This window comes from Pseudomonas sp. LBUM1644 (assembly GCF_059716195.1).
Genome location: NZ_CP166812.1, coordinates 2,893,584 through 2,910,372, shown reverse-complemented (window position 1 = coordinate 2,910,372; position 16,789 = coordinate 2,893,584). Strand labels below are relative to the sequence as shown.

At 59.4% G+C, this 16,789-nt stretch carries 14 protein-coding genes; 7 read left to right on the top strand and 7 right to left on the bottom strand.

Features of this window, described 5'->3' with window-relative positions:
• Positions 1 to 185: 185 nt before the first annotated feature.
• Both ACA052_RS13150 and nirA read right to left on the bottom strand, forming a co-directional pair.
• Positions 186 to 665 carry a DUF934 domain-containing protein gene (locus tag ACA052_RS13150; protein WP_497650061.1) on the bottom strand — a complete coding sequence of 160 codons (480 nt, stop codon included), beginning with the start codon at positions 663 to 665 and terminating at the stop codon, positions 186 to 188.
• A complete protein-coding gene (gene nirA / locus ACA052_RS13145) occupies positions 662 to 2,335 on the bottom strand; it encodes a nitrite reductase NirA (RefSeq protein WP_497650060.1) in 1,674 nt (557 codons plus the stop codon). The genes ACA052_RS13150 and nirA overlap by 4 nt, the downstream gene beginning before the upstream one ends.
• Before the next feature lie 376 nt (positions 2,336 to 2,711).
• On the opposite strand from nirA, the gene ccoN reads away from it, so the two are divergent.
• A complete protein-coding gene (gene ccoN, locus ACA052_RS13140) occupies positions 2,712 to 4,136 on the top strand; it encodes a cytochrome-c oxidase, cbb3-type subunit I (protein ID WP_497650059.1) in 1,425 nt (474 codons plus the stop codon).
• A gap of 15 nt (positions 4,137 to 4,151) precedes the next feature.
• The gene (locus ACA052_RS13135) at positions 4,152 to 4,373 is read left to right on the top strand and encodes a cbb3-type cytochrome c oxidase subunit 3 (RefSeq protein ID WP_497650058.1); all 222 of its coding nucleotides are present in this window, start codon (positions 4,152 to 4,154) and stop codon (positions 4,371 to 4,373) included.
• Between the two features lie 130 nt (positions 4,374 to 4,503).
• Here the strand turns inward: ACA052_RS13135 and ACA052_RS13130 are convergent, their stop codons facing one another.
• Positions 4,504 to 4,998 carry a hypothetical protein gene (locus tag ACA052_RS13130; RefSeq protein WP_497650057.1) on the bottom strand — a complete coding sequence of 165 codons (495 nt, stop codon included), beginning with the start codon at positions 4,996 to 4,998 and terminating at the stop codon, positions 4,504 to 4,506.
• Positions 4,999 to 5,158: 160 nt separating this feature from the next.
• On the opposite strand from ACA052_RS13130, the gene ACA052_RS13125 reads away from it, so the two are divergent.
• Positions 5,159 to 5,851: an aspartate/glutamate racemase family protein gene (locus ACA052_RS13125; protein WP_497650056.1), complete on the top strand. Its 693-nt coding sequence runs from the start codon at positions 5,159 to 5,161 to the stop codon at positions 5,849 to 5,851.
• On the opposite strand, the gene ACA052_RS13120 is transcribed toward ACA052_RS13125, so the two are convergent.
• The 3 genes from ACA052_RS13120 to ACA052_RS13110 all read right to left on the bottom strand — a co-directional run bounded on the left by ACA052_RS13120 (position 5,852) and on the right by ACA052_RS13110 (position 7,968).
• Positions 5,852 to 6,373, bottom strand: coding sequence for a GNAT family N-acetyltransferase (locus ACA052_RS13120; RefSeq protein ID WP_497650055.1), 522 nt, complete (start codon positions 6,371 to 6,373; stop codon positions 5,852 to 5,854).
• Between the two features lie 140 nt (positions 6,374 to 6,513).
• Positions 6,514 to 7,440 (bottom strand): LysR substrate-binding domain-containing protein, encoded by a 927-nt coding sequence (locus tag ACA052_RS13115; protein WP_497650054.1) that lies wholly within the window; start codon positions 7,438 to 7,440, stop codon positions 6,514 to 6,516.
• An 87-nt stretch (positions 7,441 to 7,527) separates the two neighbouring features.
• Positions 7,528 to 7,968 carry a carboxymuconolactone decarboxylase family protein gene (locus ACA052_RS13110; RefSeq protein WP_497650053.1) on the bottom strand — a complete coding sequence of 147 codons (441 nt, stop codon included), beginning with the start codon at positions 7,966 to 7,968 and terminating at the stop codon, positions 7,528 to 7,530.
• A 204-nt stretch (positions 7,969 to 8,172) separates the two neighbouring features.
• On the opposite strand from ACA052_RS13110, the gene pdxR reads away from it, so the two are divergent.
• From pdxR to ACA052_RS13090, 4 genes are all read left to right on the top strand, one after another.
• A complete protein-coding gene (pdxR, locus tag ACA052_RS13105; protein ID WP_497650052.1) occupies positions 8,173 to 9,606 on the top strand; it encodes a MocR-like pyridoxine biosynthesis transcription factor PdxR in 1,434 nt (477 codons plus the stop codon).
• 123 nt (positions 9,607 to 9,729) lie between these two features.
• Positions 9,730 to 10,023: a putative quinol monooxygenase gene (locus tag ACA052_RS13100; protein ID WP_497650051.1), complete on the top strand. Its 294-nt coding sequence runs from the start codon at positions 9,730 to 9,732 to the stop codon at positions 10,021 to 10,023.
• A 275-nt stretch (positions 10,024 to 10,298) separates the two neighbouring features.
• Entirely contained in the window at positions 10,299 to 10,709 is a 411-nt protein-coding gene (locus ACA052_RS13095) for a cupin domain-containing protein (protein WP_497650050.1), read from the top strand.
• A gap of 229 nt (positions 10,710 to 10,938) precedes the next feature.
• On the top strand, positions 10,939 to 11,649 hold the full coding sequence (locus ACA052_RS13090; protein ID WP_497650049.1) for an ATPase: 711 nt from the start codon (positions 10,939 to 10,941) through the stop codon (positions 11,647 to 11,649).
• Between the two features lie 166 nt (positions 11,650 to 11,815).
• Here the strand turns inward: ACA052_RS13090 and ACA052_RS13085 are convergent, their stop codons facing one another.
• Entirely contained in the window at positions 11,816 to 16,717 is a 4,902-nt protein-coding gene (locus tag ACA052_RS13085; RefSeq protein ID WP_497650048.1) for an NAD-glutamate dehydrogenase, read from the bottom strand.
• Positions 16,718 to 16,789: the final 72 nt, after the last annotated feature.

Genomic DNA, 16,789 nt, shown 5'->3' with positions numbered 1-16,789 from the left:
TCTGTAGCAGCTGCCGAGCCTGCGAGGCTGCGTTCGGCGGCGAAGCCGTCGTAAACCCTGCGAATGCGGTGTTACTGAAATACCGCGTCGTTTGATTTCACGACGGCTTCGCCGCCGAACGCAGCCTCGCAGGCTCGGCAGCTGCTACAACCACTAACATGCAATCAGAGCAGCCAGAACACATCTCAACGTCGTCTGAATAACGGCCGCGGCTCAATCACCGACCGCCCATACAACACACTCATCCCCGCCAATCCCTTGAGCGCATCTTCAGCGGATTTGTCCTCACGCACTGCGAAACTGTCGAACCCGCACTGACGCATATGGCTGAGCTGATCCCGCAGCACATCGCCAATCGCACGCAACTCACCTGTCCAGCCCAATCGCGTGCGAAGCAAATACGCCTGGCTGTATGCGCGACCGTCACGAAAGCTCGGAAAATCCAGGGCAATCAGCGGCAAGTGTTCAAACCATGGCTTGAGGCTTTCCACCTCATCGTCCGGCCCCAGCCACACGCCCTTTTGCGGAGGACCTTCAAGCCAACGGGCCAACGGCAGAATCACTGCCCCCGCCGGCCATTCATCGTTGACATCCCTGATCAGGGTCCACGGGTCATCGACGACAATCCGCGCCACACCCTCCTCCAGCCGCAGCAGATTGTTCATGCCGACACCTCCAGCATTTTCGGATACACCTGCTCCTTGAACGGTTCCAGACCGATGCGTTGCAAGGTGTCGACAAACAGTTCTTCGCTTTCGCGATATTGCGCAAACGTCGCGATGATCTGTTCGATCACGTCCGGCACTTCGGCGGCGCTGAAGGACGGGCCAATGACTTTGCCCAACGCACTGTTTTTGCCCTGAGCGCCACCGAGGGTGATCTGGTACCACTCGCTGCCGTTCTTATCGACCCCGAGAATGCCGATGTTGCCGATGTGGTGGTGACCACAGGCGTTCATGCATCCGGAGATATTGAGGCTGATGTCGCCCAGGTCGTGCAGATAGTCGAGGTCGTCGAAACGCGCCTGGATCGCCTGGGCGATGGGGATCGACTTGGCGTTGGCCAGCGCACAGAAGTCGCCGCCAGGGCACGCGATGATGTCAGTCAGCAAACCGATGTTGGCGCAACCCAGGCCCTGCTCGCAGGCCAGGCACCAGAGCGCAAACAGCTCGGTTTTGGGGACGTCCGGCAGGACGATGTTCTGCTCATGAGCGATGCGGATCTCGCCGAAACCGAACTGCTCGCACCAGTCCGCCACCGCCTCCATTTGAGCGGTGGTAACGTCACCCGGCGGTGAAGCGATGCCCGGTTTGGTCGACAGCACAACGCTGGCGTAACCCGGCTCCTTGTGCGGCTGAACGTTACGCGACACCCAGCGAGCGAAGGTCGGGTTTTCGGCCAGGCGCGTGCCGAAATCCAGGTCGGTACCGGCCAGGGCGCGATAATCCGGCGCGACGAAGGCACTGGCCACACGCTCATATTCGACTTCGGTCAACTGCGCCGGACCGTCCTTGAGGTACTGCCATTCATCCTCCACTTCCTTGGCGAACGCTTCGATCCCAAGGGCCTTGACCAGAATCTTGATCCGCGCCTTGTACTTGTTGTCCCGCCGACCGTGCCGGTTGTAGACCCGCAATACGGCTTCGACGTAGGACAGCAAATGCTGCCACGGCAGACCTTCGCGGATCTGCAAACCGAGAATCGGCGTGCGCCCCAACCCACCGCCGACAATCACCCGAAGGAGCATTTGCCCGTCATCGCCGGGATAAAGATAAAGGCCAATGTCATGCATCATGATCGCCGCGCGATCCTGCTCCGCCGAGCAAATGGCGATCTTGAACTTGCGTGGCAGGAACAGGAATTCCGGGTTGATGGTCGACCACTGCCGCAGGATTTCCGCCAGCGGCCGCGGGTCGATCAACTCGTCTGCCGCGACGCCGGCAAAGGCTTCGGTGGTGATGTTGCGCACGCAATTGCCGGAGGTCTGGATCGCGTGCATTTCCACCTGGGCCAGGCGTTCGAGGATGTCGGGGACCTGCGCCAGTTCGATCCAGTTGAACTGCATGTTCTGGCGGGTGGTGAAGTGGCCGTAGCCGCGATCGTAATCCCGGGCGATGCCCGCCAGCGTGCGCATCTGATCGGCACTCAATGTGCCGTAAGGAATCGCCACGCGCAGCATGTAGGCATGTTTTTGCAGGTACAGGCCATTCTGCAACCGCAACGGCAGGAACTCTTCTTCGCTCAGTTCACCCGCGATAAAGCGCTCAACCTGATCGCGAAACTGCGCAACCCGCTCGAACACCAGCGCCCGGTCATAGTCATCGTACTGATACATGTGGCTACCTCATCAGGATTCACCGCATTTCCCCTGTAGGAGCTGCCGAAGGCTGCGATCTTTTGATCCTCGTCTTTTTCTGGACCGCTAAATCAAGATCAAAAGATCGCAGCCTTCGGCAGCTCCTACAGGTCGGTTGGGATATGCGGTTGTTGTGTGGAATGACTATGCACTTGCGGCGCAATGCATTACAGATTCACCTGACTGCAAAAAAACCAGATCAGAACGCGGCAGATCACCGCAGGTCTTGGATCTCATCTGATCCGCACAAACGAACTTTTCCTGAGCCTGTTTTGTTTCCGGCAGGGTTTCTACAGTTGTCGACATGCCAGGTCGGGTGGCCTGGCAAGACTTTGCAACCGTGGAAGCAATGACCATGAGCACAGCAACATTCGGGGCCTATAACTACAAGGTTGTCCGCCAATTTGTCGTGGCGACCATTGTCTGGGGTGTCGTGGGGATGGCGATGGGGGTGTGGATCGCCTCGCAATTGGTGTGGCCGCAGATGAACCTCGACCTGCCGTGGACCACCTTCGGCCGTTTGCGCCCGCTGCACACCAGCCTGGTGATTTTCGGCTTTGCCGGCAGCGCGCAATTCGCCGCCAGTTACTACGCCGTGCAGCGTACCTGCCAGGTGCGGCTGTTTTCGGACAAGCTCGCTGCATTCACCTTCTGGGGCTGGCAATCGGTGATCGTGGTGATGCTGATCAGCCTGCCGCTGGGCTACACCACCACCAAGGAATATGCCGAGATCGAATTTTCCGGCGCGGTGTGGATGACCGTGGTCTGGGTCGCTTATGCGATCGTGTTCTTCACCACGGTGGTGCAGCGCAAGACCAAGCATATCTACGTCGGCAACTGGTTCTTTGGTGCGTTCATCGTGGTCATCGCGATGCTGCACGTGGTCAACCACCTGGCGATCCCGGTGGACTGGTTCAAGTCTTATCCGGTGTATTCCGGGGCCACCGACGCCATGGTCCAGTGGTGGTACGGACACAACGCGGTGGGGTTCTTCCTGACCACCGGCTTCCTGGGGATGATGTATTACTTCGTGCCGAAACAGGCCGGGCGGCCGGTGTATTCCTATCGTTTGTCCATCGTGCACTTCTGGGCGCTGATCACCCTGTACATCTGGGCCGGGCCACACCATTTGCACTACACCGCATTGCCGGACTGGGCGCAGTCTCTGGGCATGGCGATGTCGCTGATCCTGCTGGCACCGAGCTGGGGCGGGATGATCAACGGCATGATGACGCTGTCCGGGGCGTGGCATAAATTGCGCACCGACCCGATCCTGCGTTTTCTGGTGCTGTCCCTGGCCTTCTACGGCATGTCGACCTTCGAAGGGCCGATGATGGCGATCAAGACGGTCAACGCCCTCTCCCACTACACCGACTGGACCATCGGCCACGTTCATGCCGGGGCGCTCGGCTGGGTGGCGATGATCACCTTCGGTTCGCTGTACCACATGATTCCGAAAGTCTTCGGCCGTGAGCAGATGCACAGCACGCCGCTGATCAACCTGCACTTTTGGCTCGCGACGATCGGCACCGTGCTGTACATCGCTTCGATGTGGGTCAACGGCATCACCCAGGGCCTGATGTGGCGTGCGATCAACGACGACGGCACGCTGACTTATTCGTTTGTAGAGGCGTTGCAAGCCAGCCATCCCGGCTATGTAGTGCGCTTTGTCGGCGGGGTGTTTTTCCTCAGCGGCATGTTGCTGATGGCTTACAACGTGTGGCGCACCGTTCGGGTATCGGACGGGGCGATGGCTGAACGTGAAGCGCAGATTGCCTGAGGCGGGGGACCTGAAATGTTTGAGATCGTATTGAATGGGCTGGTGGTGCTTGGGCTTTGGCTGGCGGTTGAATATTGCCTGAAGCACGAGACGGCGCAGAGCCTGGAGGATGCAAGCCTGATTCCGTTTGCGGATGACCCGGAGGTGGCGCGACGCGTGGAGTTGGCGACGGGGAAGACGGTGAAGGCCGTGGCGCCGGAAGTCACCAAGCCAGGCTGGGGCAACCTGAAACTGTGATACCAATGTAGGAGCGAGCTTGCTCGCGAAGAACGTTAACGATAACGCGTTCTTCCTGAATGAACGCGGTGCTCTCAAGTTCTTCGCGAGCAAGCTCGCTCCTACAGGGGTATGTGTTGGTTCAGAGGACTCAGCTGCGCTCGCGGGGGATCAAACTCTGCAACTGCTGCGCCAGGAAGTTCGCATCAAACACAAAGGTATCCGGGTCTTTCAAGCCATTGGTCTTGCGCCATTGCCAGCTGCTCGACGGCGGCAGACACACCAGCGAAATACTGCCGTAACGCGCGGCCGTCAGCCCCATCACGGCAATTGAAATCTGCCCGCCAGTGCCCATCACGTCCGGCACGAACTCCACCGGTTTTCCGGCAATCACAATGCTCAACTTCTCGGACTTGAAGGTCGAGGTCTCGACCGGCACGCTCGGACCCGAGGCGACATACGCTTCGCGGCTGACTTCAAGTAAGTTCGGCGCCAAGACCGGTTCCAGCCACTGCTGGATCTGATCGAACAGCTCACCAATGCGCGTCGCCCACACGGCCGATTGCGACTCAAACAGTTGCTTCTTGTGCGCTTCGCTTTCTGCGTAGTGGCGAAGCATCTCGCCCAGTTGCTGTACGTCGTCCATTGCGGTGTTCCTTTGTTTGAAGCGGTGCTGCGGAGGTTGAGCATGGCAGATGCGCGCCGCCGGCGTGCGACTAAACGCCAAGAGGTCAATCAGAGGTTTGCGCGACGCAAGATTCGCGGGCACTGTAGGAGCGCCCGTCAGCCTTCAACAGGATCACAACATGCGCACTATCGGCCTTATCGGCGGCATGAGCTGGGAGTCCAGCGCCGAGTATTACCGCCTCATCAACCAACAGGTTCGCGACCGCCTCGGGCCGTTGCGTTCGGCAAAAATGCTGATGTACAGCGTCGACTTCGGACCGGTCGAGCAGGCGCAACACGCCGGGCGCTGGGACGATGCAGCGGCGATTCTGGTGGACGCAGCACGTCGGCTCGAGGCGGGGGGCGCCGATTGCGTGGTGTTGTGCACCAACACCATGCACAAGGTCGCCGGGCAGATTCAGGCAGCGATCGACATTCCATTCCTGCACATCGCCGATCCAACGGGCCAGGCTGCCGTCGATGCGGGTGCGTTGAAAGTGGGTTTGCTGGGCACAGCGTTCACCATGGAACAGGACTTCCTGAAGGATCGCCTGACCGCGCAGGGGTTGACTGTGCTGGTGCCGGACGCCGATGAACGTCAGGCCGTCCACCGGATCATCTATGACGAGTTGTGTGTCGGGGTGATCAGCGAAGCGTCGCGCAAGGTGTATCAACAGGTCATCGAGTCCCTGACCCGGCGCGGCGCCCAGGCAATCATCCTCGGCTGCACCGAAATCGGCCTGCTGATCAAACCCGAGCACAGCGCCGTGCCCCTGCTCGACACCACCGAACTGCATGCGCAGGCGGCGGTGGCGTTTGCGCTGAACGACTGACTATCCAGCCTTGGGCATGCGCCGCAGACGCGCCATGCTCAAGGCGTCCACCCACACGCCGTCACGCACGGCGTAGTCGCGAAACAGGCCCTCGGCCTCGAAACCGAATTTGCGGTACAAGCTGATGGCGGCTTCATTATCGCTGTAGACCGACAGCTCGACCCGGTGCAGATTCATCCAGTTGTCGGCGATGTCCAGCGCCGCCGCCAGCAGTGTCGAGCCAACGCCTTTGCCCTGCCAGGCTTGCGCCACGCCCATGCCGAAACTGCCGGCGTGACTGCGGCGGATCCGCGAAAACTGTTCAAGGCCTATGTTGCCGATGACGGCGCCCTGATGCAGCGCCACCAGCTGCACCACCCGTTCATTCTCCGGTACCAGGCGCTTGCGCCAGACTTCAACGGACTGAAACGGCATTTGCAGCACTTGACGGGTAATCGCCGGCTCGTTGTAGAGCGCGGTGATGCCGACGAGATGGGATTCGTTGAAGCGTTCGAGGGTGATAACCGCGTCAGTAATCGTCATGAGCAACCCTTCCTTGAAATTCACCTCGGTCACTGTAGGAGCTGCCGCAGGCTGCGATCTTTTGATCTTGACCCACGAGTGTAAAAGCAAACCCCTGATAGTGGCGAATGCCGCCAAAAGATCGCAGCCTGCGGCAGCTCCTACAATGACCGTTCGAACCACTCGTGGCGCTCGATGAAGGTATTTTGTATGAGTTCGACGATCATCTGCACTTGCGCTTCCCCCTCTGACTCGGCATTCACTGCCATCCACACCTGACGTTGCGGTGGCTGGCTGAACAACCCCGGCAAGGCGATCAGGCCGCGGTCGAAGTGGCTCATGTAGCCGGGCAACAGGCCGATGCAGGCGCTGCAACGAATCATCTCCAGCATCAGCTCATAGGAATGCAGCTGCACCACCCCGGCCAGACGCTGCTCAACCAGCCTGTTCCAAGGCTGAAAACTGTCGACCTGAGCGTCTTGCTGCCATTGCACCAGCATGAAATCGGCGAGGTCATCCAGGCTGTCCGGTCGCGATGCGGCCCGTGAATAGCGCTTGGCAATGTGAGGCATGTAGTCGAGCCGCGCCAGGCGTTGGGGGGCGCTGACAGCAAAGCTCGGGCCTGGCAACGGTGAATCGATACCGGCCAACCACACCACCACATCTGCACTGACCGCTTGCAGGGACAGGTCGCTGTCGAGGGTGATGATCTCCAGACGCACGCTGGCATTGCGCCGCAACAACGCCACCAGGTCGCGGCCAAGAATGTCATGCAGGACCGATTCGGCAACAGCCAGGCGAATCAAGGGTTGTTCCAGCACCGGTAAATCGCGCTCGTGGGCCAGTGCGATCAACTGTGCCTGAAGCTGCAATCCTTCACGACTCAGGGCCACGCCGTTGTCTTGATGATTGAACAGCGAACACTGCAATTGCGCTTCCAGTTGCGCGAGGTGTTTGCGCAACTGAGTGGACTTGATATTGAGGCTGCGGGCGGCCTGCATGAAGCAGCCGCAACGGGCGCTGACCCGGAACGACTGCGCGAGCACCGGATCGATGGCGGCGACGAACGGGGATTCCATGACTGACATCGATGACTCCTTGTCGTTCTATCCTTGAAAACCCCATCGTGCGTAGCGTTTATGAAACTGGTGTGACATGCGACAAGGAAAATCGATTCAGCCGCTGGGGGTTTGCCGAAAGCTCACCGCCAGGCGATTCCAGCTGTTGATGGTGGTCACAGCGATGGTCAGGTCGACCAGCTCACCTTCGTTGAACTGCTCGCGCGCCAGGGCGTAGACCTCATCCGGTACATGGCTTTCGGAAAGCAAGGTCACCGCTTCGGTCCAGGCCAGCGCCGCGCGTTCCCGAGGGTTGAAGAAACCGCTGTCGCGCCAGACCACGATCGAATACAGCCGGCGATCGGTCTCGCCGAGACGACGGGCGTCCACCGAATGCATGTCGGTACAGAACGCGCAGCCGTTGAGTTGCGATGCACGGATTTTGATCAAGTGCAGCAGCGCCGGTTCGATGCTGAGGTTGCTGGTCAAGGCCTCCATGGCAATCATGGCTTTCATCGCTTTGGGCGATGCGCTGTAGTAATCCAGGCGGGAATTCATGGAGTGCCTCGTGGATCGATAGGTACGTTTTACGTTAGGCGTTGATGCACAGGCATTACAGATCCAATTCGGCGAAATAACGGTGGACCATCCGCCAGGAGGCCAATCCGGGGTTATTCTTGCACGCAACTTCTGCGCAGCCGCTCATGCGGGTAATCTGGCGCGACGCACACGCGCCTCAACTGCACCAGGAAACCCGCCGGTATGGAACTTCATGTCGTCATCAACGGCCGCAAGGACCTCGCAGGCCAGTTGTACAACCAACTGCGCAGCGCCATCGAAACCGGTCGGCTGGCAGCCGGAACCCAGCTACCGCCCAGTCGTTTACTGGCGGAACAGCTCGGTATCTCGCGCAAGACCATTTCCGATACCTACGCCCAACTGACCTACGAAAACTTCCTCACGGGGGTCATCGGCAAAGGCACGTACGTCAACGCCCGCACGGCGAAAGCTAGTCGAAAACAAAGCCATACGGAGCTGGCGAGTGCCGAGGTCATCGAATCCTGGCGCAACCTGCCGGTATTTTTGCGGCATCCGACCCTGGAAGGCTCGCTGCGGTACGACTTCATCGGCGGCGCCACCAGCAAGGGCCAGTTCCCCCAGGATGACTGGCGGCGCTGCACGTCTCACGCCTTGCGCCAGATCTCGGGTTCCAAAGGCTTGTACAGCCAGCCCGAAGGCCTGCCGGCGTTGCGCAATGCCATTGCCCGGCACATCGCGTTTTCTCGCGGAGTCAACTGCCAGGACGAAGACGTGGTGGTGTGCAACGGCGCGCAACAGGCGCTGGACCTGATCTCCCGAGTGATGACGCGCCCCGGCAGCATTGTCGCCATGGAAGACCCCGGCTACCCGCCGGCACGTTTGCTGTTTGGTACCCATGGGGCCACGGTGATCGGGGTTCCGGTGGATGACGAAGGCATACAGGTGGACAAGATCCCCCTCGGCACCCGGCTGATTTACGTCACCCCTTCCCACCAGTTCCCACTGGGCATGCCGATGAGCCAAGCGCGCCGGGTTGCACTGCTGGAACGCGCTTATGAATTGGGCGCGATCATCATCGAGGACGACTACGACAGCGAATTCCGCTACGAGGGCCGGCCCACCGATTCGCTGCAAAGCATGGACGAGCGCGGCATCGTCGCGTATGTCGGGACCTTTTCGAAAACCCTGCTGCCGGAACTGCGGCTAGGCTATGCCATCCTGCCGCCAGCCATCCTCGAAGCGGTGGTCCGCGCCAAACAGCTCACCGACCTGCACACCTCCACCCTGCCCCAATGGGCGCTGGCCAAATTCATCGCCGAAGGCTGCCTGCTCAAACACATCCGCCGCTGCCATACGATCTATGCCGGGCGTCGCGAGCGCATTCTGACGCGGATCGCCGGTGACCTGTCGCCGTGGCTTGAGGCAGTGCCGAGCACGGCTGGGTTCCACATGGTGGTTATGTGCAAAGTGCCTATCGATATTCCATTGGTGATCGATCTGGCGAAAAAGGTTGAAGTGGGGCTTTATTCGATCGAGGGCTTTTTCTACCATCACACCCCGCAAGCCGGGCTTCTGCTGGGTTTTGGCGCGATCGAAACCCTGGACATCGACATCGCCCTGGACCGTGTGCGGGACATTTTGCAGCAAGTCGCCTGACCGATTGGTCTGCGGCTTTATCCGGCGATTGGCTATTGGCGGTCGGGGGGTGCAGGCCTATCCTGCATAGGCGTTATCCCTCAATGAGCAGGATTCGTCCGGCCTGATTCAGGAGTGTGAGCAATGTCCTATGAAGTGATCAATACCGTGAAGGTGCAGGCTGCCCCCGGCCGCTCGGATGAACTGGGCAAGCAACTGCAAAAGATTGTCGAAACCCTGCGCGAACTACCGGGCTGTGATTCCTATATGGTCGACCGCTGCCCAGAGGACAGCAACCGCTGGAACGTCAGCGCCCGCTGGCAATCGGAAGCGGCCATGCAGATGCATTTCAATCGCCCTGAAGTGCAAGGCTTCATTGGCCTGATTGACAACCAATTGGCAAATGCCGTGGATTTCAACAGCTTTCCGATTCGCTAAAATCAAACGCGGTCTTGTAGCAGCTGCCGAGCCTGCGAGGCTGCGTCCGGCTGCGCAGCAGTCGTAAGATCAACCTGCGCGGTATTCCTGTTAACCGTGCATTCCGGTTTTACGACTGCTGCGCAGCCGGACGCAGCCTCGCAGGCTCGGCAGCTGCTACATATGCTGTGCCGTGTAGATTGGCCCCCTCACCTTCCCGAGAATTGGCTGTTTGATTACCCCAACCTGCGGACTATCGTTGTCCCTGACGCCCCCACTACCGCAGGTGATGAATCATGAAAGCATTGCATTTCCTTGCTGCACCCTTCGCTGCCCTGGCCTTGACCGTTGCAGTCCCGGCATTCGCCCATGACCCTTCGGAAAAAGTCACGGTATTGCAGGACGAGATGCTGCAAAACGTCCCTGGCAAGAAGGCCATGATGATCGAGGTCGACTACAAACCCGGTCAATCGTCCATCGCCCACAAACACGAAGGCACGGCCATGGCCTATGTGCTGTCGGGCTCGGTCATTTCCCAAGTCAAGGGTGGCAAGGCGATCACCTATAAGACGGGTCAGTTCTGGTACGAGCCGGCCGGGTCGGAGCATCTGGTCTCAAAAAACGCCAGTGCCACCAAACCTGCCAAGTTGTTGGTGTTCATGGTGTTGGGCCCGGACGAGAAAGTGTTGATCCCCTTGGAAAACTGATGGCTGGGCGCACACCCATAAATAAAAACGCCCGAATCATGAATTCGGGCCTTTTTATTGCCCGACGCAATGAGTGGCAACTGCTTAAACCAAACAAAACTATTGGCCTACTGATAAGCGTTGATATTGGTTATTTCATTCTCTGCTTCAAGGTTTAGTCTGGAATTACTGCCGACACACTTCGGCAAACCTGACGTTCAGATTGAAGTTGTTTCACTGGAGAAACACCATGAAACTTGCGCTTGTCAGTACCTTGACGATAACGGCTGTTTTAACCGGCTGTTCAATTCCCACTGCGCCGACAGCGGTGTCTTCGCTGGATGGCATCTTCACTGAGCCTGTTGGCCGCAGCAATGCCACCCACGTTCCCAACGGCGGCCATGTCTCGCTGGGTATCGTCTACAGCCGCAACACCCAGGCCAACCGCGCCTACCTTCAGGACTACCAGGCCAATGCCGGCACCGGCTTCGGCCAGAGCCTGCTGGTGCAGCCGATTCATGATGCCTACGTTGCCACGTCCAGGCCGGACCTGGCGGTGGACTGGGTCAAGGCGTCGTTGCAGCGTCAGTTTGGCTCGGTGACGGTGTATCCCGACATGCAAAGCCTGCGGGCGGCGAAACCTGATGTGGTCGCCATCGTCGACAGCCGTAGCCAATTGATGACTTCGCGCAGTTCGGATATCGAGGCGGATGTCAGTGCGAACTTCTACGACAGCAACTTCAATTACATTGGGACCGCGCAAGGGCATGACGCCAAAGCACTGAGTCCGTTATGGGCCGACTTTAAACCCAGCGAAGAGATCGTGGCGGACATTAATGAACAACAGAATGTTCAAGTCCGGGCGCTGCAAAAGTTTGATCAATCGCTCAGTAATTTATTGACCAGGCCGACAGATAAAGTGTCGATGGTTGATAATTCAACAAGTGGAAAGTTGTATTGATAGCAGTGGCCCCTTCGCGAGCAAGCCCGCTCCCACATTGGAATGCATTTCAAATGTGGGAGCGGGCTTGCTCGCGAAGGGGCCCGCCCAGACACCACAAAAACTTCAGGCAAAAAAAAGCCCCGCATCTCTCAATGCGGGGCTTTTTCATTCAGCACCTAATACATCAGGCCGCTGGTTCCAGCTCGGCTCTGGCAGGTGCAGCGGCAGGCACTACCGCTTGCCCGCTCAACGCCAGGTCCAGCAGCTCGCGGTTGGCCACCGCGTACATGGCGTAGTCCGTACCGCTGGCGGCACGCAGTTCCACTAGCATGGCACGCCAGCGTTCGATCATGCCTTCATGCTCTTCCATCCACAGCGCCAGGCGTGTTTCCACGTCCTGGGTACCGTCGCCCTGTTGCAGGACCGAGATGGTGATCGCACGCTGTTGCCAGTCGACGTCATCACGGAACGCTTCACGGGCCAGGGCCTGCCAGTTGTTTTCCACCGGCAGGGCGCTGATCTGTTGCAGGTACCAGGTGATGTCCAGCGCGCTGCCGACGGCGAAGTAAGCCTTCGCGACGTCTGCGGCGTTCTGGCCGGTCACATCCGACGCTTCGATGATCGGCAGCAAGGTGTACAGGTGAGTGGTGCCTGCAACCATGCGTGCCAGCAACTCAGGAACGCCAGCCGCGACGTATGCCTGATAGCGGGTCTGCCAGCCTTCGCGAGTCGGGCCTTCCAGCAGTTCGTCGAGCTTGAGGCCCAGCGCTGCCAGATGTGGACCGAAGTGCGCGACGTCACGGGCAGCATTCTGCTCGTTGCGACGGCTGCGCAGGAACCAGCGCGTGGCGCGACGGCCCAGACGCATCAGCTCATCCATCAGCTCCAGTTGCACGTCAGCGGAAACCTGGTAGTCCAGGGCTTCGATCTGACGGAACCAGTGCGGGAGGTGGAAGATGTCCCGCACGATCACATACGCACCGGCCACGTTCGCCGGGCTCATGCCGGTCGACTCTTTGAGTCGTTGAACGAAGGTGATGCCCATGTGGTTCACCAGATCGTTGGCGATCTGGGTGCTGACGATCTCGCGCTTCAGACGGTGACGGCGCATGGCTTCGGAGAACTTGCTCACCAATGTTGGCGGGAAAGCGGTTTCCATGTCGCGAGTCAGGTAGTCGTCGTCCGGCACCAGGGAGTTGAGCAGCGCTTCCTTGAGGTCGATCTTGCTGTAGGAGATCAGCACCGACAGCTCGGCACGGGTCAGGCCATGGCCTTCTGCGACGCGCTCGTTGATCGCCTCTTCGTTCGGCAGGAACTCGATGGCGCGATCCAGCTTGCCGCGGCCTTCCAGATCGTTCATCAGACGCTTGTATTCGGCAATACGCGGCAAGGCACGGCGGGCTGCCAGCGACAGCGCCTGAGTCTGCTTGTAGTTGTTGCCAAGCACCAGATTGCCTACTTCGTCGGTCATGCTCGCCAGCAACTGGTTACGTTGCTTGTCGGTCATGTCACCGGCCTGAACCACTTCGTTCAGCAGGATCTTGATGTTTACTTCGTGGTCGGAGCAGTCCACGCCACCGGCGTTGTCGATGAAGTCGGTGTTGGAACCGCCGCCATTCAGACCGAATTCGACACGACCCAGTTGGGTCATGCCGAGGTTACCGCCCTCGCCCACGACTTTGCAGCGCAGTTCGTTGCCGTTCACACGCAATGCATCGTTGGCCTTGTCGCCGACATCGGCGTGGCTTTCGCTGCTGGCCTTGACGTAGGTACCGATACCGCCGTTCCACAACAGGTCTACCGGCGCCTTGAGCAAGGCATTCAGCAGTTCGGTCGGGGTCAGCTTGTCGGCCTGGATGTCGAAACGCTCTTTCATCTGCGGGGAAATCGCAATGCTTTTCGCGCTGCGGGAGAAGATCCCGCCGCCTTCGGACATGATGCTGGTGTCGTAATCCGACCACGCCGAACGCGGCAGGTCGAACAGGCGCTGACGCTCGGCGAAGCTGTTCGCAGGCTCAGGGTTCGGATCGATGAAGATGTGCAGGTGGTTGAAGGCCGCGACCAGTTGCAGGGTCTCCGACATCAACAAGCCGTTACCGAACACGTCACCGGCCATGTCGCCGACGCCAACCACGGTGATGCTGTCTTTCTGAACATTGATGCCGCGCTCACGGAAGTGGCGTTGCACGCCGACCCAAGCGCCCTTGGCGGTGATGCCCATTTTCTTGTGGTCGTAACCGGCGGAACCGCCGGACGCAAACGCATCGCCGAGCCAGAAGCCGTAGTCGATGGCGATGCCGTTGGCGATGTCCGAGAAGGTGGCAGTGCCCTTGTCCGCAGCAACCACCAGGTACGGGTCATCGTCGTCATGACGCACGACGTTCGCCGGTGGCACCAGTGCGCCATCTTTCAGGTTGTCGGTGATGTCCAACAGACCTGAAATGAAGATGCGGTAGCAGGCGATGCCCTCGGCCGCGATCTCGTCCCGACCACCGCCCAACGGCAGGCGACGCGGCAAGAAGCCGCCCTTCGCGCCGACCGGCACGATGACCGAGTTCTTCACTTGCTGGGCTTTTACCAGGCCCAGGACTTCGGTGCGGTAGTCTTCTTCACGGTCAGACCAGCGCAGACCACCACGAGCAACGTTGCCGAAGCGCAGGTGCACGCCTTCGACGCGTGGCGAGTAGACGAAGATTTCGAACTTCGGTACCGGCTTCGGCAGCTCTGGAATCTGGTGCGGGTTGAACTTGAAGCTGAAGTAGGACTTGTTATGGCCGAGCGCATCGGTCTGGTAGAAGTTGGTGCGTAGGGTGGCCTTGATCAGGTCCAGGTAGCGACGCAGGATGCGGTCTTCGTTCAGCACCTGGACGTCGTCCAGTGCCGTCACGATGGCTTGTTCCAGGCGCTGTTGCTTGTCTTCCAGATCGTCGCCGGTCAGCTTGCGCGCCAGGTAGAAACGGGTTTTGAACAACCGGGTCAACTCGCGAGCGATGTCGGTGTGGTTGTTCAGGGTGCTGGCGATGTAGCCCAGGTCGAAGCCCAGGCGAATCTGCTTCATGTAGCGCGCATAGGCACGCAGCAGCGCAACATCGCGCCATGGCAGACCGGCGGTCAGCACCAGACGGTTGAAGGCATCGTTTTCGGCATCGCCACGCACGATGTGGACGAAGGCGTCCTGCAAGGTGTCGTTGAGTTGCTGGATATCGAGTTCCAGGCCTTCAGCGGCGGTGAACGCGAAGTCGTGAATCCAGAACTCGCGACCATTGTTGTGACGCAGGCGATACGGGAACTCGCCCAGCACGCGCAGGCCGAGGTTTTCCAGGATAGGCAAGACGTCGGACAGGGCCAGCGGAGTATCGGCGTGATACAGCTTGCAGTGCAGTTCGCGTTGGCCGGACACCTGACCCAGTGGCTGATAGAAACTCATCACCAATGGATTTTTTTCGTTCAGGTTCAGCAAGTGCTGCATGTCGACCACAGCGGAATGCGCGGCGAAACGCTCGCGATAACCGGCCGGGAAGCCTTTCGGGAAGTCTGCCAGCACGTTGGTGCCGTGGGCTTCGCCGAAGCTTTCAACCACCAGACTGGCGTAGTCGTCCTGCCAGCTGCGGCACGCTTGCACCACTTCTTTTTCCAGCAGCACCGGATCGATGTCCAGGCGGTTCTTCGGATCGACGCGCAGGATCAGCTGCACGCGAGCCAGCACGGATTCGGAGAAGAAGGTCCAGAACTCGCAGTCCGAGGCTTTCAGGCGATCCATCAGCACTTGCTGGATCTTCTGGCGCACTTCGGTGGAGTAGATGTCACGCGGCACGTAGGCCAGGCAGTAGCAGAAACGACCGTACGGGTCTTTGCGCAGGAATACGCGGATCTTGTTGCGTTCCTGGATCTGCACGATCGACATCACGGTGCTGAACAGTTCGTCGACCGGGGTCTGGAACAGGTCGTCACGCGGCAACACTTCGACCACCTGCGCCAGTTCCTTGCCCAGGTGAGCCTTGGGCTGGAAGCCGGAACGGCGCTCGATTTCCTCGACCTTGCGGCGGATGTACGGAATGACCCGCACGCTCTCGCCATACACCGACGAGGTGTACAGGCCCATGAAACGGCATTCCTTGATGACGTTGCCGTCGGCGTCGATTTCACGGATCGACACATAATCCGGATAAGCCGGACGGTGTACACGGCTTGGGTGTGCAGCCTTGGCGAACGACAGCAGGGTCGGTTCGCGCAGGTAATTCACGGCATAGTCTTCGATGCGCAGGTCATCGTAGGTCAGGCCGGTGCGCAGCAATTTGGTCAAGCCCAGGAACGAGTCCTGGTCATAGACGATGTGGCCACCGTCGGCTTCATCGCGCACCACGAACTCTTCATAGCCGAGGAAGGTGAAGTGGTTGCCCACCAGCCATTCCAGGAAGCTTTTGATTTCGCCTTTTTCTTCAGGATCGACAGCGAACTGGCTGTTGTCCAGGCCGGCCAGGATTTCCTGGACCTTGGCTTTCATCGGTTCGAAATCGGCGACCGCGACGCGAACTTCAGCCAGAACCTGCTCCAGCTCTTTGCTCAGCACGTTCAGTTCGGCCGCGTTGGCGCAACGGTCGATCTCCAGGTACATCAGGGATTCATGCAGGATCCCTTCGCCCTGGGTGCCTTTCGGCAGGATTTCCAGCAACTCGCCTTTGCTGTCGCGACGCACGCTCAGCACAGTGGTTTGCAGGGTATGAATGCTGTAGCCGCGACGGTTCAGCTCGGTACGCACCGAGTCGACCAGGAATGGCAGGTCGTGGTGCAGCACTTCGACCGCGGTGTGGGTCGACTGCCAGCCGTGGCGTTCGTAGTCAGGGTTGTAGACGCGAACCTGTGGTTGCGCGTGATCGAAGCGCTCAAGCAGGCGCCACGCAGAAAGGGTACAGCCAGCGAGGTCGGACAGCCGACGCTGGGTCAGCTCGTCAAGGGAAATGATGCCGAAAAATTGTTCCGCGAACAGCGCCACTTGTGGCAGTGCCTGTTCACTGATGTGCTGCGCCAGTGCCGCTTGCAGTTGGTGCTGGAAGTCGGCTTTGCTGGCTGCGGTGAAGAACGCCATCTGTGGTACTCCGCTTGGGCTTGTTATTGATGGAAGCTTCGCGTGCAAAACCCCTCTCGGGGCGATCCGTCA

Excerpts from the sequence above, each read along its gene's own strand:
- ACA052_RS13150 (WP_497650061.1), bottom strand. The coding sequence starts at position 665 with ATGAACAATCTGCTGCGGCTGGAGGAGGGTGTGGCGCGGATTGTCGTC.
- nirA (WP_497650060.1), bottom strand. The coding sequence starts at position 2,335 with ATGTATCAGTACGATGACTATGACCGGGCGCTGGTGTTCGAGCGGGTT.
- ccoN (WP_497650059.1), top strand. The coding sequence starts at position 2,712 with ATGAGCACAGCAACATTCGGGGCCTATAACTACAAGGTTGTCCGCCAA.
- ACA052_RS13135 (WP_497650058.1), top strand. The coding sequence starts at position 4,152 with ATGTTTGAGATCGTATTGAATGGGCTGGTGGTGCTTGGGCTTTGGCTG.
- ACA052_RS13130 (WP_497650057.1), bottom strand. The coding sequence starts at position 4,998 with ATGGACGACGTACAGCAACTGGGCGAGATGCTTCGCCACTACGCAGAA.
- ACA052_RS13125 (WP_497650056.1), top strand. The coding sequence starts at position 5,159 with ATGCGCACTATCGGCCTTATCGGCGGCATGAGCTGGGAGTCCAGCGCC.
- ACA052_RS13120 (WP_497650055.1), bottom strand. The coding sequence starts at position 6,373 with ATGACGATTACTGACGCGGTTATCACCCTCGAACGCTTCAACGAATCC.
- ACA052_RS13115 (WP_497650054.1), bottom strand. The coding sequence starts at position 7,440 with ATGTCAGTCATGGAATCCCCGTTCGTCGCCGCCATCGATCCGGTGCTC.
- ACA052_RS13110 (WP_497650053.1), bottom strand. The coding sequence starts at position 7,968 with ATGAATTCCCGCCTGGATTACTACAGCGCATCGCCCAAAGCGATGAAA.
- pdxR (WP_497650052.1), top strand. The coding sequence starts at position 8,173 with ATGGAACTTCATGTCGTCATCAACGGCCGCAAGGACCTCGCAGGCCAG.
- ACA052_RS13100 (WP_497650051.1), top strand. The coding sequence starts at position 9,730 with ATGTCCTATGAAGTGATCAATACCGTGAAGGTGCAGGCTGCCCCCGGC.
- ACA052_RS13095 (WP_497650050.1), top strand. The coding sequence starts at position 10,299 with ATGAAAGCATTGCATTTCCTTGCTGCACCCTTCGCTGCCCTGGCCTTG.
- ACA052_RS13090 (WP_497650049.1), top strand. The coding sequence starts at position 10,939 with ATGAAACTTGCGCTTGTCAGTACCTTGACGATAACGGCTGTTTTAACC.
- ACA052_RS13085 (WP_497650048.1), bottom strand. The coding sequence starts at position 16,717 with ATGGCGTTCTTCACCGCAGCCAGCAAAGCCGACTTCCAGCACCAACTG.